Here is a 21447-nt window from a genome sequence, read left to right as displayed (position 1 = left end):
AACTGTTTCTAACTGTTTCTTCAGCGATCACCGGCTAGCTTCCGAATCTCGTCACAACCGGCCAGTTCCTGGATGAAGCAGTTCCGCAACAATGTTATCCGCGCTGGCCTCGAAGCGCTATATTTCACCGGCGCGCATCATCTGATGCGACCGCTGTTCGCGGGCGTCGGCGCGATTTTCATGCTGCACCATGTCCGGCCGCGTGGCGACGCCGATTTCCAGCCCAATCATCACCTCGAGGTCACGCCGGAATTCCTGCGCCTGATGCTGACGCATCTGCGGTCGCGCGGGATCGACATCGTGACCATGGACGAGGTGCATCAGCGGCTGATCGATCGCAATTTTTCGCGGCGCTTCGCCTGCTTCACCCTCGACGATGGCTATCGCGACAACCGGGATTTCGCGCTGCCGGTGATGCGGGAGTTTGGCGCACCCCTGACGGTCTACGTCGTCAGCGATTTCGCCGAGGGCACCGGGCGGCTGTGGTGGGTGGCGCTGGAACGGGTAATTGCCAGGGCATTCTCGATCGAGGCCCGGATCGGCGACGTCGCGACCCGCCTCGATACCTCAACGCCATCGGCCAAGCAGGAGGCCTTCGACCGGCTGCACGACTGGCTGCGTTCGTTGCCGGGAGAGCACGACGTCGCCCGCGAAATCAGCGCGCTGTGCGCGCGCCATGGCGTCGACGAGGCCGCCCATTGCCGCGAGCTCTGCATGTCCTGGGATGAACTGGGACCATTCGCCGACGATCCGCTGGTCACGATCGGCGCGCATACCATCACGCATTGCAATCTCGCCAAGCAGACCGAGGCCATGGCGGCCGACGAGATCGCCACCAGCCGCGCCCGGATCGAAAGCGCATTGCAGCGTCCCGTCCTCCATTTCGCCTATCCCTATGGCGACAGGATCGCGGCCGGCCCCCGCGAATTCGCGCTGGCGCGCGCGAACGGCTTCAAGACCGCGGTGACGACGCGGCCGGGCATGATTTTTCCGGAGAGCGCCGATCATTTGACCGCGCTGCAGCGGGTCTCGCTCAACGGCAACTACCAGGACAGGCGGTTTCTTCCCGTGCTGACCTCCGGCGCCGCGACCGCTTTCGGCAACGGGTTTCGGCGGATCGACGCGGCTTAAATGCGCGGCTCTTCTTCCCTTCTCCCCTTGTGGGAGAAGGTGGCGCGGACATCGTCCGCGCCGGATGAGGGGTCTCTATCCGCGGAGACAGACCCCTCACCCGTCTCGAATGCGCCAAGCGCATTCGAGCCACCCTCTCCCACAAGGGGAGAGGGGAAGCGCGGCTTTCTTGACTCATCCTTCCCCCACGCCCAAAACCCTCGGCAAAACCAAGGGAGAAGCGAATGTTCAAGGATCTGTTTTCGCTGAAGGGCCGCGTCGCGCTGGTGACCGGGGGATCGCGCGGCATCGGCAAGATGATCGCGGCCGGATTTCTCGCGCAGGGTGCGGCGAGGGTCTATATCACCGCGCGCAAGGCCGGACCCTGCGAGGCGACCGCGAAGGAGCTTTCGGCCGCCTATGATGGCGAATGCATCGCGCTGCCGATCGATATTTCCACCATGGCCGGCATCGACATGCTGGCGGCCGAGATCCGGAAGCGCGAGCCCAGGCTCGACATCCTCGTCAACAATGCCGGCGCTGCATGGGGCGCGGAATTCGACGAATTCCCGGAGAGCGGCTGGGACAAGGTGATGAACCTCAACCTCAAGACGCCGTTCTTCCTGACCAAGGCGCTGGCCGCCCCGTTGCGCGCCGCCGCCACCGCGGAAAGGCCGGGCAAGGTCATCAACATCGCCTCGATCGACGGCATCTTCGTCAATCCGATGGAGACCTATTCCTATGCCGCCAGCAAATCGGGGCTGATCCACCTGACCCGCCGGATGGCCGCCAAACTGATCAGCGACCATATCGTGGTGACGGCGATCGCACCGGGGCCGTTCAAGTCCGACATGAACAAGGCCGCGCGCGACAATTCAGACGAGGTGGCGACGCGGGTGCCGTCGGGCCGGATCGGCACCGACGAGGACATGGCGGGCGCCGCGATCTTTCTCGCCTCGCGCGCGGGAGATTATGTGGTCGGGACGACGATCGCGGTCGATGGCGGGATCGTCTACGCCAATCCGGGAATCAAGGGCGACGGGTGGGACTAGAAGTTTGCCCACGACGCCGCGACAGCGACGGTGAAACTCCCTCGCCCCGCTCTTCGCGGGGAGAGGGTTGGGGTGAGGGGCTGGTGCGTCAACGGAAGCGCCGCATTTGCAGATACTCCCCTCACCCGGACTGCTTCGCAGTCCGACCTCTCCCCGCATGCGGGGAGAGGTGAAGAGGCTCACGTCTCGATCTTCACATATTCGAAATCGCCGGGCTTGTTGTCGATGCCGACCTTGGGCGGCGAGATCCAGGGGGCGTAGGCGCCGATATCCGTCACGGGCTTCATCAGCGAGGCGATGAAATCGCCGTCGTCCACTGACGGCAGCCAGTCGTTCTTGCGCTTGTTCCAGGTGGCGTCGTCGATCAGCAAACCGTCGGGCGTGGCATGGACATCCCTGAACTCACCGATCTGGCGATGGAACGCGACGTTCGGCAGGGTCAGCTTGAAGTCGTAGCCGGCCGTCGAGATCACCTTGTTCCAGCGCAGCATGCCCTTGACGCAGTCCTGCGTGTAGTCGTCGCGCAGCCGCATGTTGAGCGCAGTGAGCGCCGGCTCGTCGACCCGCTTGATCACGCCGTCGACCAGCTTGAGGACCGGATAGGTGTCGTTCTTCAGCTGATGGTCGTCCTTGATCTGGGTCTCGTGATAGCGCCCCTTGATGCCGGCATTGAAGGCGTTCGCCGCATTGGTCGAGACTTCCGAGCCGAACAGATCGAGCGACAGCGTGTAGTGCAGGTTCAGCTTCTTCTGGATGGTCGGCAGGTCGATCACCCCGAGCGCGCGGACTTTTGCCACATCGGTGGGATCGCTGATGCCGGCGGCCTTCATCGCTTCGCAGGTGCGCTGCACGACGCGGCTGATGCCGGTCTCGCCGACGAACATGTGATGCGCTTCCTCGGTCAGCATGAAGCGGCAGGTGCGCGACAGGGGATCGAAGCCGGACTGCGCGAGCGAGTGCAGCTGCATCTTGCCGTCGCGGTCGGTGAAATAGGTGAACATGAAGAACGACAGCCAGTCCGGCGTCGCCTCGTTGAAGGCGCCGAGCATGCGCGGTGAATCGGCGTCGCCGGAGCGGCGGCGCAGCAAATCGTCGGCCTCCTCGCGGCCGTCGCGGCCGAAATATTTCTGCAGCAGATAGACCATCGCCCAGAGATGACGGCCCTCCTCGACATTGACCTGGAACAGGTTGCGCAGGTCGTAGAGCGAGGGCGCGGTCTTGCCGAGATGGCGCTGCTGCTCGACCGAGGCCGGCTCGGTATCGCCCTGGATCACGATCAGGCGGCGCAGCATGGCGCGATGCTCGCCCGGCACTTCCTGCCAGGCCGGCTTGCCGTAATTCTCGCCGAACGGAATGACGCGGTTCTCTTCCTGCGGCGCCAGCAGGATGCCCCAGCGATAGTCCGGCATCTTGACGTAATCGAATTTTGCCCAGCCGCGCGGATCGACCGAATAGGCGGTGCGCAGATAGACCAGCGACTGCTGAAAGCCTTCAGGGCCCATGTCGCCCCACCAGTTCATGTAACCGGGATGCCAGCCCTCCAGCGCCTTGAGCACCTGGCGGTCCTCGGAAAGATTCACGTTGTTGGGAATCTTGGTGGAGTAGTCGACGTTCATGATGTTGACGTTCATGGCGTGCTCCTGGTGGTCGGTTTTCGTGTCCCGGACGCGGTGCAGCGTTCTTCACGCTGCTCCGCAGAGCCGGGACCTATTCAGTGCGGGCGATGTGGGTCCCGGTTCTGCAGCGCGTCACAAGCGTGCCGCGCAGCGCCCGGGACACGGAATCACACCCGCGTCATATCGAACTGCGCCTTCTGGCCGGTGCCGTAACGGCGCAGTGCGCCGTTCTCGCCAACCGCGTTGGGGCGCTGGAAGATCCAGTTCTGCCACGCCGTCAGGCGCGAAAAGATCTTTGATTCCATGGTCTCGGGACCGACGAAGCGCAGATTGGCTTCCATGCCGGTCAAACTGTCGGGCGAGAAAGAGGTGCGCTCCTCGAAGAACACCCGGATCTCGTCGTCCCAGTCGATATCGTCGAGCGCGAAGGTGACGAGGCCGAGCGCCTCGGCCTGCTCGGCATCGAGCCCCTCGCCGATCTTGGCCTGCGCGCGCGCGACGTCTTCAGGGTCGGCCTGAAACCGCGACTGCAGCCGGGTCAGGCCGTGGCTCATCGGATAGGGTCCGAAATTCATCGCCGAGAGTTCAATCGTCGGCGCCGCGCGGTTATCGCCCTGCCGCGAGCCGATCAGCATGTAGGAGCGGTCGGCCGCGAACACCAGTTCGGCCAGCGTGCCGACGAAACAGGAGCCGGGCTCGACCAGCGTCACCAGCGTGCGCGAGGTGACGTCGATGCGCTTCAGCACCCTTTTCCAGTATTGCCTGACCTCGTTGACCAGCCAGTGCGCCTTGTTGGCTTCGAGGAAGGCGTCGCAGCTGAGCACATTGGCGCGGTCGCCATGCGACTTGAACACCAGCATCGCGGTCTCGAGTTCGTTGATGCGCAGATGCAGGATCGCGTCGTCGAGTTCGCGCGCCACCTGCAGCGGCCAGAACGATGACCCCTGCCCGATCATGCCGTCAATATCGGCGGGCGCGGCAGCGTCCGGCGCCTTGATCGAGATGGTGGCGATGCGCTGCGCGCGGTCGATGTCGACGCTGACAAGGCCATAGCGGATGCCGCTGTCGTCGAAGCTGCGGGTCAAAGGCGCCAGCGCAATGGCCTTGCCGTTGCCGTTGCGCCTTGACGCCGCGGCGAATTCCTTGGCGCGTTCGGCCACTTTGGCGTCGAGCTTGCTGTTCGGCACGATCTCGTCCACCAGCCGCCACTGCACCGCGCGCTTGCCCTTGATGCCTTCCTCGATGGTGCAGAAATAATCGGCGTGATCGCGGCGCACCTTGCGCTTGTCGACGACGCGCGTCAGCCCGCCGGTGCCCGGCAACACCGCCAGCAGCGGCACCTCCGGCAGCGCCACGGCCGCAGCGCCATCGTCGGCGAGGATGATGTGATCGGTGGCCAGCGCCAGCTCATAGCCGCCGCCGGCCGCGGTGCCGTTGATCACGGTGACAAAACGCTGGCCGGAATTCTCGCTGGAATCCTCCAGGCCGTTGCGGGTCTCGTTGGTGAATTTGCAGAAATTGACCTTGTGGGCGTGGGTGGCGCCGGCCAGCATGCGGATATTGGCGCCCGCGCAGAACACCCGGTTCTTGCCCGACCGCAGCAGCACGACCTTCACGCCGGGATGCTCGAAGCGCAGCCGCTGCACCGCGTCGGCGAGCTCGATATCGACGCCGAGATCGTAGGAATTCAGCTTGAGCTGGTAGCCCTCGAACAGGCCGCCGTTCTCGTCGACGTCCATGGTCAGGGTCGCGACATCGCCATCGACATCCAGCTTCCAATGCCGGTAGCGCGACGGATCGGTCTGGAAATCGATGTACTTCGCGCCGCCTGCGAGGACGCGATCTTCGCCAGCCATGAGGCCACCCTTGGATTGGTTTTTTGGGATTGGTTTTGGATCTGCTTGTCTAACTCAACATGCACAATAATGCATGTTTTTCGGAAGGTCTACACTAAAACGCAGAAAGCTGCATTTTGTTTCATGTGCGGCCGACCGCACCGATCTTTACCCAATCGGCCTTGGAGAGCAGCGGCTGCGCCAGTTTTGCCTGCAGCAGCACCGCAAGCGCAGCGGTCGGAAAGCTGTCTGCAAACCCGTCGCCACCGGCCACCGCCTTGCGCAGGCTGAGCGTCCTGAGTTCTCCGAGCGCTTCGCCGAGCAACCGGCTCGCGGCGTGAGACTTCATCATCCGGAGTTTTAAATTGGCGCCGGCGATCTGGGTGCAGGCGCGCAGCAGGATGCGCTCGCGGCCGCCTTGCGGTGCCGCCGCCCACACCGCTTCCAGCACCTGCTGCGACTCCCAGAAGAAGCCGTGGTCGTTGAGAACAAGCCCGTAGCGCAGCGCCGGGTGGCGCGCCGGGACGAAGTCGCGGAATCGGGAAGGCACCAGCGCCATGACCTGCGCCAGCGTGTCGTAGTCGGCGTCGGCATCCGCGGCGGCACCTGGGACATAGGCCCAGCGCGGCAGCGGAAGGCTGGCCCCTGATGACGAAGGGATGCTCATCGCGGCATCGCCTGACCAATGTTTTTAAGCGGCGCGCCCCTGCGAGCCTTCATGCGTGTATAAAATGCGTCTTGCAAAATCCGAGATCGTATTCAGCGTCTTTTCCGGCGCCTCGCGATGCGGCGAATGTCCAGCCCCTGAGATCTCCGTCACATCGACCGGACAATAGCACTCTTCCTGCGCAATCTCGATCTGTCGGATTGTCCCATACTGATCGTCGACCCCCTGCAGGATCGCAACCGGCACCCGTATATAGGCGAGGTACTCCGAAATATCCCAGGAGCGAAACTTTGGGTCGAGCCAGGCGTCGTTCCACCCGTAGAAGGCGTTGTCGACGTCCTTGTGCCAGCGCGAAAGTTTTGATTTCAGATCAGACGTCTCGTAGGCCTTTCTGACCCCGGCGATCGAGCTCACCGAAATATCCTCAACGATAAAGTGCGGCGCGATCATCGCGACGCCCTGCACACGATGGTCCTGGTGCGAGCCGGCATAGATCGCCGCGATCGAGGCGCCATCGGAATGGCCGACCAGCAGCCCGCGACGAAAGCCTGTTGCGTCGAACAGCTTTGGCAGCACCTCGCGGGCCTCGATATGCATGTAATCGAGCGGGCGCGGCAGCGCTGCCGGCGTCGAGGCGCCATAGCCGGCGCGCGAATAGACCAGCACGCCGGCCGAGGTGGCGGCCTGCAACTTCTCCGGAAAATCGCCCCACAGCCCGACACAGCCGAGGCCCTCATGCAGCATGACGATGGTCGGCGCCTGATCCGGCGCGGGGCCGATCATGCGGTATTCGAGATCGTCCGCGCCGATCTTGAGGAAGCCGGAGGGGGAGAGATTGGTCATGGTGTGGGCTTTCCCGGCCAAGAGGTTTTGTTACCCTCCCCTGGAGGGGGAGGGTCGACGCGACTGAAAGGAGCGGCGGGGTGGGGTGACGGTCGCTCGCATCGACCAGTGCCCGAGTTTAGAGATCACCCCACCCCGTCTCGCATTTCGCTGCGCTCAACGCGAGCCGACCCTCCCCCTCCAGGGGAGGGTAAGACGACGCGTTGAGGCTACGGCGCCCCATCGCGCAACTTGAACCTTTGAATCTTCCCGGTCGCCGTCTTCGGCAGGCTCTCCACCACATCGATCCAGCGCGGATATTTCCACGGGCCGATCTTCTGCTTGACGTGCTCCTTCAGCGCCTCGTGCAAGCCGTCAGTCTTGGCACCCGACCGCAGCACCACGAAAGCCTTCGGCTTCAACAATCCTTCCGGATCGGCTTCCGGCACCACGGCGGCTTCCAGCACGGCGGGATGGGTGATCAGCGCACTCTCGACCTCGAACGGCGACACCCAGATGCCGGAGACCTTGAACATGTCGTCGCTGCGACCGCAGAAGGTGTAGCGGCCGTCGGCATCGCGAATGTATTTGTCGCCGGTGCGGGTCCAGTGGCCCGCAAACGTCTGGCGGGTCTTGCTGCGCTGGTTCCAGTAACCCTCGCCGGCGGAGGGCGCATCGACCAGGAGCTCGCCGACCTCGCCGTCGGGCACGTCGTCGCCGGCGTCGTTCACCAGCCGCACCCTGTAGCCCGGCACCGGACGGCCCGCCGTGCCGTATTTGATGTCGCCGGGCGCGTTCGACAGAAAAATATGCAGCAGCTCGGTCGAGCCGACGCCGTCGAGAATGTCGACGTTGAACCGCGACTTCCAGGCATTGCCGACCGATTCCGGCAGCGCCTCGCCCGCCGAGGTGCAGATCCGCAGGCGGGAGCCGCCGCGCTCGTTTTTCAGCGCCTCGTCGTTCAGCATCGACGAGAACAGCGTCGGCACGCCGAAGAAGATCGACGGGTTGTATTTGTTCATCAGCGCGAACATCAGGGACGGCGTCGGCCGCTCGGAATTGAGCACGGTGGTGGCGCCGACCGACATCGGGAAGGTCATGGCGTTGCCGAGGCCATAGGCGAAGAACAGCTTTGCCGCCGACAGGCACACATCGTCCTCGCGGATGCCGAGCACCTGCTTTGCATAGGTCTCCGCGGTCGCCGCCAGATTGGAATGCAGATGGCGCACGCCCTTGGGCATGCCGGTCGAACCCGACGAATACAGCCAGAACGCCGGCTCGTCGGGATGGGTGGCGACGGTCGCGAATGAATCGCTTTCAAGCGCGAGTTCGTCGGCCAGTTTCTTGTGGCCGTGCGCGTCCTGGCCTGCGACCACGACATGCTCAAGATCCGGCATCCGCCCGACCATGTCCTTGACGACAGGCAGCAGCGCTTCGGAAACGAACAGCACCCGGGCGCGGCAATCGGCCAGCACATAGGCATATTGATCCGAGGTTAGAAGCGTATTGAGCGGTACCGGCACGATGCCGGCGCGTATCGCGCCGAGAAACACCGCCGGGAAATCGACGGTGTCGAGCATGATCATCGCCACGCGCTCCTCGCGCCGGACACCGAGCCGGCGCAGCAGGTTGGCGACGCGGCAGCTCTGCTGTTGCAAACCGCGATAGGTCAGTTCGGAAACGGTGTCGGTGAAGGCGAGTTTTTTGCCACGGCCCTCGTCGACATTGCGGTCGAGCAGCCAGCTCACTGCGTTGTAGGAACCGGACATGCCGCTCATGCCGCGCTCCCCATGCAAAAGCGTGTCACGACATCTCCTCCCCTGAATTTAAGAATTATAATTCATAGAAATGCACTAGATACGCTTGCTGTCAATCCTCGCCGGCATTATGTTTCCGAAGCGCCTGCCGCCGCAGCCAAAAACAACGACAAGGGATATGACCGAAAATCTCGATCCCGAAACCGGCTTCCTCGAGCAGCTCGGCCAGCGTGTTCGCACCATGCGCGCGTTGCGCGGCATGTCGCGCAAGGTGCTGGCAAAAGTCTCCGGCATTTCCGAACGCTATATCGCCCAGCTCGAAAGCGGCAAGGGCAACGTCTCGATCGTGCTGCTGCGCCGGGTGTCGAACGCGATGGGCGCGCATCTCGAAGACCTCATTCCCGCGACCGACCCCGCACCCGACTGGCCCGTGATCCGTGACCTCCTGCGCAAGGCGACGCCGAACCAGATCGCGCAGGCCCGGGAGGCGCTGTCCGGCCAGGGCCACGGCGCGTCAGCGCACCGGATGTCGTTCTCCGGTATCGCCCTGATCGGCCTCCGCGGCGCTGGCAAATCCACCCTCGGCAAGACGCTGGCGAAGAAGATCGGCTGGAGCTTTGTCGAACTCAACAAGGAGATCGAGCGGCAGAACGGATTGTCGGTCGCCGAGATCATCGCGCTCTACGGCCAGGAAGGTTTTCGGCGCATGGAGCAGGCCGCGCTCGGGCAATTGCTGGCGCGGAAAGAACTGATGGTGCTGGCGACCGGCGGCGGCATCGTCTCGGAGCCGCTGACCTTCGACCTGATCCTGCAGTCGTTCTACACCATCTGGCTGAAGGCCAGGCCCGAAGAACACATGGCGCGGGTGCGCGGCCAGGGCGACCTGCGCCCGATGGCGGACGACCGCTCGGCGATGGCGGAATTGCGCACCATTTTGCTCAGCCGCGAGCCGCTCTATGCCCGCGCCAACGCGGTGGTCGACACCTCAGGCCTATCGGTCGACGCCGCCGCCGCGCGCCTAGTCGATGCGGTGGCGCCGGTGCTGCAGAGCGAAGCAAAGATGTTCGCGCGGGGGTGACGGATCGTAGGGTGGGCAAAGCCACCGGGTCGCGCGAACGCGCGCCCTGATGGCGCGCCCACCAATCCACGTGCGCTGAAAAATTGGTGGGCACGGCGCGAAGATGCGCCTTTGCCTACCCTACGAAACGGCAGCTCGTGCGCTCGCACCATTCGCGATATTCATCCACCCATGAAACTGCTCTTCCTCCACGGCGCGCCCGCCGCCGGCAAGCTGACCGTGGCAAAGGCGCTGCTGCAACTGGTGCCGGGGCGGCTGTTCGACAATCATGCGGCGATCGACCTCGCGCGCACCCTGTTCGACTTCGGCGCGCCCGGTTTCTGGGAGCTGGTCCATGCCACCCGATATTCGGCGCTCGACATCGCGGCGGAGCACGGCGCGGCGCTGGTCGTCACCACCTTCTGTTATGCCGATCCGGAAGACCTGCCGCAGTTTGAAAAATTCGAGGAGATCATGCGACGGAATGGCGGCGAGTTGCTGCCGGTGTTCCTGCATTGCTCAAGGGAAGAGGCCGCGCGCCGGGTCGGCAATGCCGACCGGGTAGCGCGGCGCAAGATCACTTCGCCGGCCTACCTGCTCAAGGAGCTCGACAGGTACCAATTCACAGCAGTGCCGCGCGCGGACTGCCTCCCGCTGGATACCGGGGTGAGACCGGCGGAGGTTACCGCACGGGAGATCATTGGCCATTTTGGGCTGGGCACGGCGCAATAGCGCTTGGCGCCGCGATCACAGCAACATGGATTTGACCGAGTCCGCGCCCTCGCGGAGCAGCGGCAGGAATCGCTCGATCATTTCGCCGGTCGAGACGCGGTCGACATGCGCGCCCATGTTGATCGCGGCAACAATGGTGCCGTCGTAACGGCGGATCGGCACGGAAATCGATCGAAACCCCGGCTCGGCCTCGCGATCCACCAGTGAATACCCCTTCTCGCGATCGGCGATGATGCGGGCGAGCAGCAGCTTCGGGTCCGTCACCGTGTGTGGTGTCATGGGCTCGCGTCGCATTGCCTTTAGCCGCCTTGCAAGTTCGGCATTGTCGAACTGGCCGAGCATGGCGCGGCCGACCGAGGTGCAGAAGGCCGGCAAGCGATAACCGATATCGAGCCCGGTGGAGAACACCCGCGCGGGACTGCCGCGGGCGATGAACACGACCTCGTCTCCATCCAGCACCGAAAGTGAGCTGATCTCCTGCGCGGCCGTCGCGACCTGATCGAGCACCGGCTGCAGCACCGACACCACCTGGCTCGAACGCAGATAGGATGCCGCCAGCGTCAATACGTGCGGCGTAAGGGTAAAGAGCTTGCCGTCGGTCGCGACGAAACCGGCACGTTCAAGGGTGAACAGGATACGGCGCGCCGTGGCGCGCGGCAGGTCGGCGGCGCGCGCGAGATCGCTGAGCGTCATCGGGCCGCTCGTGGCGCCGAATTTCTGGAGCAGGCGCAGACCTCGGTCGAGGCTCTCGACGAAATCGGTGGCCCGCTCCTCGTTCTCGCTGCGTTTCAGCTTCGGCATCTCTCGTTCCAAGGGGGCGGCACGCAGTTAAAGATCGTGCTTGCAAAGATTGGGCTTGCCGTCCCGTTGACACATGTCATAATTCGCCCATTCGTTCAATAGACGAACATTTTTTTGAGGCACTCCGCCATGATGAGCCAGGAAGCGAACGACCTGATCACCCGCACCGGGCCGAAGGATCCGGCCGGCAAACTGATGCGGATGTACTGGCAGCCCGCGGCGCTGGTCGACGAGTTGACGGGGCCGCGTCCGGTCAAACCGGTAAAACTGCTCGGCGAAAACCTGGTGCTGTTTCGCGACGAGCAGAACCGCTTCGGCCTGATGGATCGGCATTGCGCGCATCGCGGCGCCGACCTCGCCTTCGGCCGGCTGGAAAACGGCGGCTTGCGCTGCGCCTTTCACGGCTGGCTGTTCGACGTCGCGGGCAAGTGCCTGGAGACGCCGGCCGAGCCGAAGGATTCGCCGCTGTGCAAGAACGTCACGCAACGGGCCTATCCGGTGATCGAGAAAGGCGGAATCCTGTGGGCGTATCTCGGCGAAGACGAACCGCCGGCGTTTCCGGAGATCGACTGTTTTGTCGCGCCGGACAGCCACACCTTCGCGTTCAAGGGCCATATCAACTGCAACTGGCTGCAGGCGCTGGAGGTCGGCATCGACCCGGCGCATGCCTCGTTCCTGCATCGCTTCTTCGAGGACGAGGACACCTCAGGCGCCTACGGCAAGCAGTTCCGCGGCGCCTCCGCCGGCAGCGACTTGCCGATGACCAAGATCCTGCGCGAATATGACCGCCCGATCATCAATGTCGAGCACACCGAATATGGCCTGCGGCTGATCACGCTGCGCGAGATCGACGCCGAGCAAACCCATGTGCGCGTCACCAACCAGCTGGTCCCGCACGGCTTTGTCATTCCGATGAGCACGGAGATGACGATCACGCAGTGGCACGTGCCGGTCGATGACGAGAACTGCTACTGGTACGCGATCTTCACCTCCTATTCGGCGCCGGTCGACAAGAACAAGATGCGCGACCAGCGGCTCGAACTCTACGAATTGCCCGATTATAAATCGCGCAAGAACAAGACCAACGATTACGGTTTCGACCCGCACGAGCAGGCGACCACGACCTACACCGGCATGGGCGCCGACATCAACGTGCATGACCAGTGGGCGGTGGAATCGATGGGCGCGATCCAGGACCGCACCCGCGAGCATCTCGGCACCTCCGACAAGGCGATCGTGCAATATCGCCGGCTGCTGCGGCAGGAAATCGAGAAGGTCGCGGGCGGCCAGAAGCCGATGATGTTCCTCGACGACGCCCATGCCCGCAGCATCCAGGGCCCCGCCACCATGGACGGCATCGGGCCGACGCGCGGCTGGGAAACCTTCTGGATGGAAGTCGACGTCAAGCGCCGCCGCAGCGCGCCATGGGCCGCACCGGTGCCGCAGGAGATCGCCGACAAGGTCAGGCATCTCAAGGCGGTCTAGTTTCTTCGTCATTGCGAGCGAAGCGAAGCAATCCAGCTTGCCGCGCAAAGAAAGAATGGATTGCTTCGCTTCGCTCGCAATGACGACAATATGCATTGGTTCGAATCCGTCTCTGAAGGAGTGACGTGTTGAGTTTTGTCGAACGTCACGGGCTCTGGTCAAAAGAGCAAAAAGAGGCGGCGAGCCGCCTGCGCCAGATCGTCGAGCAGCAGAGGCTGGAGGTGATCCGGCTGTCGTTTCCCGATCAGCATGGCATCTTGCGCGGCAAGACGCTGGTAGCGAGCGAGGCGCTGTCCTCGCTGGAGAGCGGCTGCTCGATCACCACCACGATGCTCGCCAAGGACACCTCGCACCGCACGGTGTTTCCGGTGTTCACATCAGGCGGCGGTTTCGGCATGAAGGAGATGGAGGGCGCCGCCGACGTGCTGATGGTGGCCGATCCCACCACGTTCCGGGTGCTGCCGTGGACGCCGGGCACGGGATGGCTGATGTGCGATCTGCATTTTGCGGATGGACGGCCGGTACCGTTCGCGACGCGAAATCTCTATCGAGGCGTTTTGGATAGACTCGCCAAGCGCGGCTACGACTTCGTCGCGGGCCTGGAAGTCGAATTCCATATCTTCAAGCTCGAAGACGCCAGAATGTCGCCGGAGCATGCGGGCCAGCCGGGGACGCCGCCCGATGTCAGCCTGCTGTCGCATGGCTATCAGTATCTGACCGAGCAGCGCTACGACCAGATGGAGCCGGTGCTGGAAATCATCCGGCGCGACGTGCTGGCGCTCGGCCTTCCCTTACGCTCGGTCGAGGTCGAGTTCGGCCCGAGCCAGTGCGAGTTCACCTTTGCGCCTCGATCAGGCCTCGAGCCCGCCGACAACATGGTGCTGTTTCGCAGTGCCGTAAAGCAGATCGCCCGCCGCCACGGCTATCACGCCACCTTCATGTGCCGCCCGAAACTGCCGAACGTGTTTGCCTCCGGCTGGCATCTGCATCAATCGATCGTCTCGCGCGCCAGCGGCGAGAACGCGTTCATGACGAAGGACGGCGGTGACGTGCTGAGCCCGTTCGGCCGCCATTATCTCGCGGGGCTGCTGCGGCACGCCCGCGCCTCGACCGTGTTCACGACGCCGACCATCAACGGCTACAAGCGCTACCGCTCCTATTCGCTGGCGCCGGACCGCGCGATCTGGGGACGCGACAATCGCGGCGTCATGATCCGCGTGCTCGGCAGCCCGGGCGATGCCGCGACGCGGCTGGAAAACCGCATCGGCGAGCCCGCCGCCAATCCCTATCTCTACATGGCCTCGCAGATTCTCTCCGGCCTCGACGGCGTCGACCGCGCGCTCGACCCCGGTCCCTCGGCGGATACCCCGTATGAGACCAAGGCGGAGCTATTGCCGAAAACGCTGCGCGAAGCGGTGTTCGCGCTCAAGGACGATCCGTTCTTTCGCGAGGCGCTGGGCGCGGAGTTCGTCGACTACTACGTCCACATCAAGAACGCCGAGATCGAGCGTTTTCAGGCGGAAGTGTCGGACTGGGAACAGCGGGAATACTTCGAGATGTTTTGATATCTCGCGGATTTGAAGGAACGCTGCTTCAGCGCTGACGGTGAGCCCCCTCGCCCCGCTTGCGGGGAGAGGGTTGGGGTGAGGGGCGGCCTCAACGAGCGCGACTCGCGGATAGTCCCCTCACCCGGCGCTACGCGCCGACCTCTCCCCGCAAGCGGGGCGAGGTGAAGTCAGCGCGATCGCTCAACCGTCATTGCGAGCGCAGCGAAGCAATCCATGCCGCGGCGCAAAGAAAGATGGATTGCTTCGCTGCGCTCGCAATGACGAGGATGCCCCAAAAAACAAGTGAGCCGCCAGGGCTGGCCCTGACGGCTCGCTGACTTGAGGGCGGCCGCGTCGTGAGTGTGCTCCGCGGAGGCGCACCACGTGAAGGCGACTCAACCCAGGCGCGCTTGATGCGTCACCATGGCCGATCAGCTTCAAGCGATCGACCTGATTATCATGATCTCGTCAGCGGCAGATACAAGACAGGGACGCTGACGGAAATCGAATTTCCGGGCTCGGAATATCTAGATCCCCAGATACCGGTGTTGCAGCTCCGGCGCCGCGATCAATTCGTCCGACGTGCCGCTCCAGACCGCGCGGCCGCGCTCGATGATGTAGTGCCGGTCGGCGATGCGGGTGAGGTTTTCGACGTTCTTGTCGATTACCAGCACCGACTGTCCCTTTGCCTTCAGCAGCGACAGGCAATTCCAGATTTCGTCGCGGATCAAGGGCGCCAGGCCCTCGGTGGCCTCGTCTAGGATCAAGAGGCGCGGATTGGTCATCAGCGCGCGGCCGATCGCCAGCATCTGCTGCTCGCCGCCGGACAGCGTGCCGCCCATATTGGCGCCGCGCTCGGACAGCCTGGGGAACAGCGCGTGGATTTTTTCCATGGTCCAGGGATCGGGATTGCCGAGCCGGTTGCCGGAGGCGGCGACGAGGTTTTCGCGCACGGTCAGGTTGGGAAAGATCTGACGCCCTTCGGGAACGAGGCCGATGCCGAGCTGCGCGATCCGGAACGAGGGCAATTGGCGCGCCTCGTGTCCGGCAAAGCGGACGCTGCCCGCGCGCGCCGGCGTCAGCCCCATGATGGAGCGGATCGTCGTGGTCTTGCCCATGCCGTTGCGGCCCAGCAGCGCCACCATCTCGCCCGACCGTACCGACAGCGACATGCCGAACAGCACCTGGCTGAGGCCGTAGCAGGTCTCGATGGCATCGACTTCGAGCAGCGGCGCGGCATCAGTCATGGCGGGTCACCACATGCTGATCGCCGAGATAGGCGCGCTTGACCTCGTCATGCTGGCGGATCGCCGCCGGCGCATCGCAGGCGATGACGCGGCCATAGACCAGCACGGTGATGCGGTCGGCCAGCGCGAACACCGCGTTCATGTCGTGCTCGACCAGCACGATGGTGACTTCGCGCCGCAGCTCCTGCAGCAATTTTACCATCTGCGCGGATTCGGTGGCGCCGAGCCCGGCCATCGGTTCGTCCAGCAGCATCAATTGCGGCTTGGTGGCGAGGGCGACCGCGAGTTCGAGCTCGCGCTGCTCGCCATGGCTCAGCTCCGATACCACGGTATCGGCGCGATGTTCGAGCCCGACCCGCGACAGCGCCGAGCGCGCCGCGTCGCGCAGGCCCTTTTCCTTGCGGGCATCGCCCCAGAAACGGAAGGAGTGCCCGTCATGCGCCTGCGCCGCCATCGCAACGTTGTCGGCAGCGGTGAAGTCTGGCAGCAGGGAGGTGATCTGGAACGAGCGCGCCAGCCCGAGCCGGCTGCGGCGATGCGCCGGCAGCCGCGTGATATCCTGCCCGGCAAAGCTGATGGTCCCGGAATGCGACATCAACTGCCCGGTGAGCTGGCTGATCAGCGTGGTCTTGCCGGCGCCGTTCGGGCCGATGATGGCGTGCAGCTCGCCGCTGTTGACGTCGAGCGAAACGTGGTCGGTCGCGGTCACGCCGCCGAACCGGCAGACCAGATCTTCGACGCGGAGCAGGGGTTCAGCCACGGCGCGCCCTCCCCAGCATCCCGTCGATGCCGCCGCGCGCGAACAGCACGATCAAGAGCAGCAGCGGGCCCATGATCAGCGCCCAGTATTCGGTGAACTGCGACAACGCCTCTTCCAGCAGCAGAAACGCGATGGTGCCCAGCACCGGACCGAACAGCGAGCCCATGCCGCCGAGGATCACCATCACCATGAGATCGCCGGAACGGGTCCAGTACATCGCGGCCGGGCTGACGAAATCGGTGTTGTTGGCGAGCAGCGCGCCGGCGAGGCCGCAGATGGTGCCGGCGATGACGAAGCACACCAGTTTGTAGCGGTTGACCGGAAAGCCGATCGCCTGCATGCGCCGCTCGTTGGAGCGCAGCCCCTGCACCACCATGCCGAAGCGTGAATTGACGATGCGCCAGATCAAATAGATGCCCCCGAACAGGCAGCCGAGGCAGAGATAATAGAACTGCACGCGGTTCGACAGGTCGATCAGCCCGCCGAAATCGCTGCGCTTGTAGATCGTCAGGCCATCGTCGCCGCCATACCGCGCCAGTCCCGAGGCGACGTAATAGGCCATCTGCGCGAAGGCCAGCGTGATCATGATGAAATAGACGCCACGGGTGCGCAACGACAGCGCGCCGATCACCAGCGCGAACAGCGCCGAGGCGGCCAGCGCCACCGGCCACTGGATGAAGCCGGAGCCGATGCCTTCATGGGCGAGGATGCCGACGGCATAGCCGCCGATCCCGAGATAGGCGGCATGCCCGAAACTCATCATGCCGCCATAGCCCATGATGAGATTGAGGCTGGCCGCCGCCAGCGCGTAGATGATGATGCGGGTGAACAGCGTCAGCCCGAACACGTTGCCGCTGAGCGTGGTGTAGACCGGCAGCAACAGCAGGCCGGCGACCACCAGCGCCACGATGATGGTGCGGGCGTTGAGCGAAGCCTTCATCGGCGGCCGGCCGGAAACAGGCCCTCCGGCCGCACCACCAGCACGATGGCCATCAGCAGATAGATGAGCATCGAGGAGAGCGCGGGGGCGGCGGTGGAAGCGGCGGCCGAACTCAGGATCTGTCGCAGCAAATCGGGCAGGAAGGCGCGGCCCAGCGTATCGATCATGCCGACGAAGATCGCGGCCAGGAAGGCGCCGCGAATCGAGCCGATGCCGCCGATGACGATAATGACGAAGGCGAGGATCAGGATGTTCTCGCCCATCCCGATCTGCACCGTGAGGATCGGCGCCTGCATCAGCCCGGCGAGACCGGCCAGCGCGGCGCCGAGGCCGAATACCAGGGTATAGAGCAGCTTGATGTTGATGCCGAGCGCGCCGATCATTTCGCGGTTCGATGCGCCGGCCCGGATCAGCATGCCGATCCGGGTTCGCATCACCACGAGATAGAGCAGCAGCGCCACCAGCAGCGCCACCACGATGATGGCGAGGCGATAGGCGGGATAATAGACGCCGGGCATGATCTGAAACGGCACCGTCAGCCAGGGCGGCAACGGCAGCGCCAGACCCGCCGGACCCCAGATCAGCCGCACCGCGTCGTTGAAGAACAGGATCAGCCCGAAGGTCGCCAGCACGTGATCGAGATGATCGCGGCCGTAGAGATGCCGAAGTGCGACGAATTCCAGCAGAATGCCGAGCAACAGCGTAGCACCCAGCGCCAGCACGCAGCCGAGGACGAAACTGCCGGTCCACACCACGAAGGTCGCCGCGAAATAGGCGCCCATCATGTAGAGCGAGCCGTGCGCCAGATTGACGAAGTCCATGATACCGAACACCAGCGTCAATCCCGCCGCCAGCAGAAACAGCAGCAGACCGAACTGCAGCCCGTTCAGGAATTGTTCGACGACAAGCAGCATGGACGCTCTAGGTGAGTTTGGAAGTCATCTGATTGCAAAGCAAGACATGTGCCGACAGGAAAACAGCGGCGGCACCTGAGCGCCGCCGCCGTATTGCAAAGCCCACTAGATCACTTCATCGGGCATTTGTCGTGGTACTTGTCCTGGCTGTCCTTGACGATGGTGGCGACGGTCTTCAGCGCGAGCGAGCCGTCGGCGTCCTTCACCACGTCCTGCAGGTAGAAGTTCTGGATCGGGATGTGGTTGTTGCCGAACTTGAAGGCGCCGCGCACCGATTTGAAATTGGCCTTCTGCATCGCCGCCTTCATCTCGTCCTTCTTCGAGGTGTCGCCCTTCACCGCTTCCACGGCGCTGGCGATCAGCTGCGCGGCGTCATAGGACTGCGCGCCGTAAAAAGTCGGGCGCAGGCCGGTGTACTTCTTGCGGTAGTCGGCGACGAACTTCTTGTTCTGCTCGTTGGGCAGGTCGTTGACCCACTGCTGGGCGCCGGGAACGCCGAGCGCGTTTTCCTTCTGCAGCGGCAGCGACAATTCGTCGATGGTGAACGCCGTGTAGAGCGGCATCTGCGCCTTCAGGCCGGCCTGGGCATACTGGTTGAGGAACTGGACGCCGGCGGCACCCGGATAGAACACGAAGATCGATGCCGCACCCGAGGCGCGCGCCTTCGACAGCTCGGCGGAGAAGTCGAGCTGGCTCGGCCACACCGTGTATTCCTCGCCCTTGACCTCGCCCTTGAACGTGCTCTTGACGCCGGCCAGCATGTCCTTGCCGGCGGCATAGTTCGGGCCGATCAGGAACACCGACTTGACGCCCTTCTGGTTCATGTATTCGCCCACCGCCTGCGGCGTCTGGTCGTTCTGCCACGAGGTCGAGAACACATAGGGCGAGCACAATTCGCCGGCGACCTGCGACGGGCCGGCATTGGCAATGACCATCATGGTCTTGGAATCCACCACCGGCTTCAGCGAGGCCAGCAGTACGTTCGACCAGATATAGCCGGCGATGAAGTCGACCTTGTCGGACTGGATCAGCTTTTCGGTCTTCTGCTTGCCGACATCCGGCTTCTGCCCGTCGTCCTCGTAGATCACCTCGACCGGCTTGCCGCCCATCTTGCGGCCGATGTGATCGAGCGCGAGCTCGAACGAATTGCGCATGTCGTTGCCGATCACGGCGGTCGGCCCGCTAAAGGTCGAGACGAACCCGATCTTGATGGTGTCTCCCGCCAGCGCGGGGTTTGCCAGCGCCAGAACCGTAGCGCCCGCCAGCCAGAATGCCGTTCTCATATTCGCTCCCTCCTCACTAAGGACGTTGCCGTCCGTCAAATGTCCCATCCCCGTTCGAACAGCCTTCAACGCTCCGTTCTCGGGTCTCACTCTTTTAGGTGACGTGTTTTGTGCGCGAAATTGCCAGTCCGCAGCAAGCCTGAACCGCCGGCCCCCTCTTAGAACCTTCGGCCCAAAGCCAACTTTTGTGCACCATAATTCGCATCCATGGCGAATGGCAAGAATTATAGTTCAGGTGGCAGAGTGCGGCGGCTGCGGCCTTGCGCCTGGGCTCCCGGGGCTGGGCCGGCGCGCGCACTACCGCTTCAACTATCGGCCACCCATGGTTGAGAAGTCACCACCGATCAAACCAGCAGCCAGGCGCCGTCGATGACGTCAGGCCGCATGATGGCGACCTTGTCGGCAGGCCCTTGCAATCGCACATCGGTGGCTGACGATACATTCCAGCTATCGACCGATTTGGAAACCGGCCTTGGACCACCCCCTGTAAACACGTACATGTAAGGGAGACCGGAAACCGGAAGCTCAGCCCATGACGTCAGCGCAGGCGCGGCCTTCACACCTCCATCGCGTCGTAATCGTCGGCGCCGGTTTTGGCGGGCTGCAAGCGACCCATCGGCTGAAGGGTGGGCCGGTCAGCATCACCCTCGTCGACCGCCGCAACCACCATCTGTTCCAGCCGTTGCTCTACCAGGTCGCCACCGCCTCGCTGGCGACCTCGGAGATCGCCTGGCCGATCCGCTATCTCTTGCGCGACCGGCCCGAAGTCACCACCCTGTTCGCCAACGTCAGCGGCGTCGACGCGGCCAACAAGCGCGTGCTGCTGGATGACGGCGACAGCCTGCCCTACGACACCCTGGTTCTCGCCACCGGCGCGCGGCACGCCTATTTCGGCCATGACGAATGGGAGCCGTTCGCGCCCGGCCTGAAGACGCTTGAGGACGCGACCACGCTGCGGCGGCGCATTCTCGTCGCCTTCGAACGCGCCGAGCGCGAGACCGACCCGGAGCGCCTCGCCGCCCTCTTGACCTTCGTCATCGTCGGCGCCGGCCCGACCGGCGTCGAACTCGCCGGCACCATCGCCGAACTGGCGCGCGACACGCTGCGGCCCGACTTCCGCAACATCGACACCCACGCGGCACGCGTCGTGCTGATCGAGGCCGGCCCGCGCGTGCTGGCGGGTTTTCCCGACGATCTGTCGGCCTATGCGCAGCGCTCGCTGGAAAGCCTCGGCGTCGAAGTGGTGCTGGGACAGGCCGTCACCGAATGCTCTGTTGACGGCGTGATCTATGGCGGCAACAGACTGGCAGCGAAAACCCTGATCTGGGCCGCCGGCGTGCGCGCCTCGTCCGCGGCCCAGTGGCTCGACGCTCCTGCCGACCGCGCCTTCCGCCTGCAGGTCGAACCCGACCTCACCGTTCCCGGCCATCCCGATATTTTCGCGATCGGCGATACCGTCACGATCAACGGCCCCGACGGCAAACCAGTCCCCGGCATCGCGCCGGCCGCCAAGCAGCAGGGCGTTTATGTCGCCGACACCATCAAGGCGCGGCTGCGCGGCGACAAGCTGAGCCCGTTCCGCTACCAGCATGCCGGCAGCCTCGCGCAGATCGGCAAGCGCAAGGCGGTGATTGATTTCGGGCGCTTCAAATTGCGCGGCACCATCGCGTGGTGGATCTGGGGCATCGCCCACATCTATTTCCTGATCGGCCTGCGCAACCGGCTCAGCGTCGCGATCTCCTGGCTCTGGATCCACGCCCGCGACCAGCGCGCCGCCCGGCTGATCACGCAAGGCTCAAGCAAGGTGGGGAAGTGACGGGCC

General features: G+C 64.0%; 18 protein-coding genes. 7 read left to right on the top strand and 11 right to left on the bottom strand.

Annotated elements, in window-relative coordinates; translation table 11 throughout:
* Nucleotides 1-72: 72 nt before the first annotated feature.
* Together Q7T45_RS04655 and Q7T45_RS04650 are read left to right on the top strand one after the other, a co-directional pair.
* On the top strand, nt 73-1131 hold the full coding sequence (locus tag Q7T45_RS04655) for a polysaccharide deacetylase family protein (RefSeq protein WP_304868185.1): 1059 nt from the start codon (nt 73-75) through the stop codon (nt 1129-1131).
* A gap of 224 nt (nt 1132-1355) precedes the next feature.
* Nucleotides 1356-2162, top strand: coding sequence for an SDR family oxidoreductase (locus tag Q7T45_RS04650; RefSeq protein WP_304868183.1), 807 nt, complete (start codon nt 1356-1358; stop codon nt 2160-2162).
* A 179-nt stretch (nt 2163-2341) separates the two neighbouring features.
* On the opposite strand, the gene boxB is transcribed toward Q7T45_RS04650, so the two are convergent.
* From boxB to Q7T45_RS04625, 5 genes are all read right to left on the bottom strand, one after another.
* Nucleotides 2342-3793: a benzoyl-CoA 2,3-epoxidase subunit BoxB gene (gene boxB, locus Q7T45_RS04645; protein WP_304868180.1), complete on the bottom strand. Its 1452-nt coding sequence runs from the start codon at nt 3791-3793 to the stop codon at nt 2342-2344.
* A 152-nt stretch (nt 3794-3945) separates the two neighbouring features.
* Nucleotides 3946-5634: a 2,3-epoxybenzoyl-CoA dihydrolase gene (gene boxC / locus Q7T45_RS04640; RefSeq protein WP_304868178.1), complete on the bottom strand. Its 1689-nt coding sequence runs from the start codon at nt 5632-5634 to the stop codon at nt 3946-3948.
* Between the two features lie 121 nt (nt 5635-5755).
* A complete protein-coding gene (locus Q7T45_RS04635) occupies nt 5756-6280 on the bottom strand; it encodes a DUF309 domain-containing protein (RefSeq protein WP_304868175.1) in 525 nt (174 codons plus the stop codon).
* 24 nt (nt 6281-6304) lie between these two features.
* A complete protein-coding gene (locus Q7T45_RS04630) occupies nt 6305-7123 on the bottom strand; it encodes an alpha/beta fold hydrolase (protein WP_304868173.1) in 819 nt (272 codons plus the stop codon).
* Nucleotides 7124-7332: 209 nt separating this feature from the next.
* Nucleotides 7333-8880: a benzoate-CoA ligase family protein gene (locus Q7T45_RS04625; RefSeq protein ID WP_370691207.1), complete on the bottom strand. Its 1548-nt coding sequence runs from the start codon at nt 8878-8880 to the stop codon at nt 7333-7335.
* A gap of 109 nt (nt 8881-8989) precedes the next feature.
* On the opposite strand from Q7T45_RS04625, the gene Q7T45_RS04620 reads away from it, so the two are divergent.
* Nucleotides 8990-9937 carry a helix-turn-helix transcriptional regulator gene (locus Q7T45_RS04620; protein ID WP_304868211.1) on the top strand — a complete coding sequence of 316 codons (948 nt, stop codon included), beginning with the start codon at nt 8990-8992 and terminating at the stop codon, nt 9935-9937.
* Nucleotides 9938-10108: 171 nt separating this feature from the next.
* Nucleotides 10109-10648 (top strand): hypothetical protein, encoded by a 540-nt coding sequence (locus Q7T45_RS04615; protein WP_304868171.1) that lies wholly within the window; start codon nt 10109-10111, stop codon nt 10646-10648.
* A gap of 15 nt (nt 10649-10663) precedes the next feature.
* Here Q7T45_RS04615 and Q7T45_RS04610 read toward each other — a convergent pair whose 3' ends face one another.
* On the bottom strand, nt 10664-11449 hold the full coding sequence (locus tag Q7T45_RS04610; RefSeq protein ID WP_304868169.1) for an IclR family transcriptional regulator C-terminal domain-containing protein: 786 nt from the start codon (nt 11447-11449) through the stop codon (nt 10664-10666).
* Between the two features lie 129 nt (nt 11450-11578).
* Here Q7T45_RS04610 and Q7T45_RS04605 point away from each other — a divergent pair, with 129 nt between their 5' ends.
* Together Q7T45_RS04605 and Q7T45_RS04600 are read left to right on the top strand one after the other, a co-directional pair.
* Nucleotides 11579-12934: an aromatic ring-hydroxylating dioxygenase subunit alpha gene (locus tag Q7T45_RS04605; RefSeq protein WP_304868167.1), complete on the top strand. Its 1356-nt coding sequence runs from the start codon at nt 11579-11581 to the stop codon at nt 12932-12934.
* A 128-nt stretch (nt 12935-13062) separates the two neighbouring features.
* Nucleotides 13063-14499, top strand: a complete 1437-nt coding sequence (locus Q7T45_RS04600) for a glutamine synthetase family protein (protein WP_304868165.1) — start codon at nt 13063-13065, stop codon at nt 14497-14499.
* A 509-nt stretch (nt 14500-15008) separates the two neighbouring features.
* Here Q7T45_RS04600 and Q7T45_RS04595 read toward each other — a convergent pair.
* The 5 genes from Q7T45_RS04595 to Q7T45_RS04575 all read right to left on the bottom strand — a co-directional run bounded on the left by Q7T45_RS04595 (nt 15009) and on the right by Q7T45_RS04575 (nt 19625).
* Entirely contained in the window at nt 15009-15728 is a 720-nt protein-coding gene (locus tag Q7T45_RS04595; RefSeq protein WP_304868163.1) for an ABC transporter ATP-binding protein, read from the bottom strand.
* On the bottom strand, nt 15721-16488 hold the full coding sequence (locus tag Q7T45_RS04590; RefSeq protein ID WP_304868161.1) for an ABC transporter ATP-binding protein: 768 nt from the start codon (nt 16486-16488) through the stop codon (nt 15721-15723). The genes Q7T45_RS04595 and Q7T45_RS04590 overlap by 8 nt, the downstream gene beginning before the upstream one ends.
* Nucleotides 16481-17428, bottom strand: coding sequence for a branched-chain amino acid ABC transporter permease (locus Q7T45_RS04585; RefSeq protein ID WP_304868159.1), 948 nt, complete (start codon nt 17426-17428; stop codon nt 16481-16483). Before Q7T45_RS04585 ends, Q7T45_RS04590 begins: the two co-directional genes overlap by 8 nt.
* Entirely contained in the window at nt 17425-18342 is a 918-nt protein-coding gene (locus Q7T45_RS04580; RefSeq protein WP_304868157.1) for a branched-chain amino acid ABC transporter permease, read from the bottom strand. The genes Q7T45_RS04585 and Q7T45_RS04580 overlap by 4 nt, the downstream gene beginning before the upstream one ends.
* Before the next feature lie 110 nt (nt 18343-18452).
* Entirely contained in the window at nt 18453-19625 is a 1173-nt protein-coding gene (locus Q7T45_RS04575; protein ID WP_304739266.1) for an ABC transporter substrate-binding protein, read from the bottom strand.
* 532 nt (nt 19626-20157) lie between these two features.
* Between Q7T45_RS04575 and Q7T45_RS04570 the strand changes: the two genes are divergently transcribed.
* Nucleotides 20158-21441, top strand: a complete 1284-nt coding sequence (locus Q7T45_RS04570) for an NAD(P)/FAD-dependent oxidoreductase (protein ID WP_304868154.1) — start codon at nt 20158-20160, stop codon at nt 21439-21441.
* Nucleotides 21442-21447: the final 6 nt, after the last annotated feature.

Origin of the sequence: Bradyrhizobium sp. (assembly GCF_030646015.1) — a bacterium.
GTDB lineage: Bacteria > Pseudomonadota > Alphaproteobacteria > Rhizobiales > Xanthobacteraceae > Bradyrhizobium.
This window is presented reverse-complemented; position numbering and strand designations above follow the sequence as displayed.

What these genes read in the sequence shown, in the direction of transcription:
- Q7T45_RS04615 (WP_304868171.1), top strand. Translation starts at nt 10,109, where the DNA reads ATGAAACTGCTCTTCCTCCACGGCGCGCCCGCCGCCGGCAAGCTGACC.
- Q7T45_RS04655 (WP_304868185.1), top strand. Translation starts at nt 73, where the DNA reads ATGAAGCAGTTCCGCAACAATGTTATCCGCGCTGGCCTCGAAGCGCTA.
- Q7T45_RS04625 (WP_370691207.1), bottom strand. Translation starts at nt 8,880, where the DNA reads ATGAGCGGCATGTCCGGTTCCTACAACGCAGTGAGCTGGCTGCTCGAC.
- Q7T45_RS04635 (WP_304868175.1), bottom strand. Translation starts at nt 6,280, where the DNA reads ATGAGCATCCCTTCGTCATCAGGGGCCAGCCTTCCGCTGCCGCGCTGG.
- Q7T45_RS04570 (WP_304868154.1), top strand. Translation starts at nt 20,158, where the DNA reads ATGACGTCAGCGCAGGCGCGGCCTTCACACCTCCATCGCGTCGTAATC.
- Q7T45_RS04650 (WP_304868183.1), top strand. Translation starts at nt 1,356, where the DNA reads ATGTTCAAGGATCTGTTTTCGCTGAAGGGCCGCGTCGCGCTGGTGACC.
- Q7T45_RS04630 (WP_304868173.1), bottom strand. Translation starts at nt 7,123, where the DNA reads ATGACCAATCTCTCCCCCTCCGGCTTCCTCAAGATCGGCGCGGACGAT.
- Q7T45_RS04610 (WP_304868169.1), bottom strand. Translation starts at nt 11,449, where the DNA reads ATGCCGAAGCTGAAACGCAGCGAGAACGAGGAGCGGGCCACCGATTTC.
- Q7T45_RS04620 (WP_304868211.1), top strand. Translation starts at nt 8,990, where the DNA reads ATGTTTCCGAAGCGCCTGCCGCCGCAGCCAAAAACAACGACAAGGGAT.
- Q7T45_RS04575 (WP_304739266.1), bottom strand. Translation starts at nt 19,625, where the DNA reads ATGAGAACGGCATTCTGGCTGGCGGGCGCTACGGTTCTGGCGCTGGCA.
- boxC (WP_304868178.1), bottom strand. Translation starts at nt 5,634, where the DNA reads ATGGCTGGCGAAGATCGCGTCCTCGCAGGCGGCGCGAAGTACATCGAT.
- Q7T45_RS04595 (WP_304868163.1), bottom strand. Translation starts at nt 15,728, where the DNA reads ATGACTGATGCCGCGCCGCTGCTCGAAGTCGATGCCATCGAGACCTGC.
- Q7T45_RS04580 (WP_304868157.1), bottom strand. Translation starts at nt 18,342, where the DNA reads ATGCTGCTTGTCGTCGAACAATTCCTGAACGGGCTGCAGTTCGGTCTG.
- Q7T45_RS04605 (WP_304868167.1), top strand. Translation starts at nt 11,579, where the DNA reads ATGATGAGCCAGGAAGCGAACGACCTGATCACCCGCACCGGGCCGAAG.
- Q7T45_RS04585 (WP_304868159.1), bottom strand. Translation starts at nt 17,428, where the DNA reads ATGAAGGCTTCGCTCAACGCCCGCACCATCATCGTGGCGCTGGTGGTC.
- boxB (WP_304868180.1), bottom strand. Translation starts at nt 3,793, where the DNA reads ATGAACGTCAACATCATGAACGTCGACTACTCCACCAAGATTCCCAAC.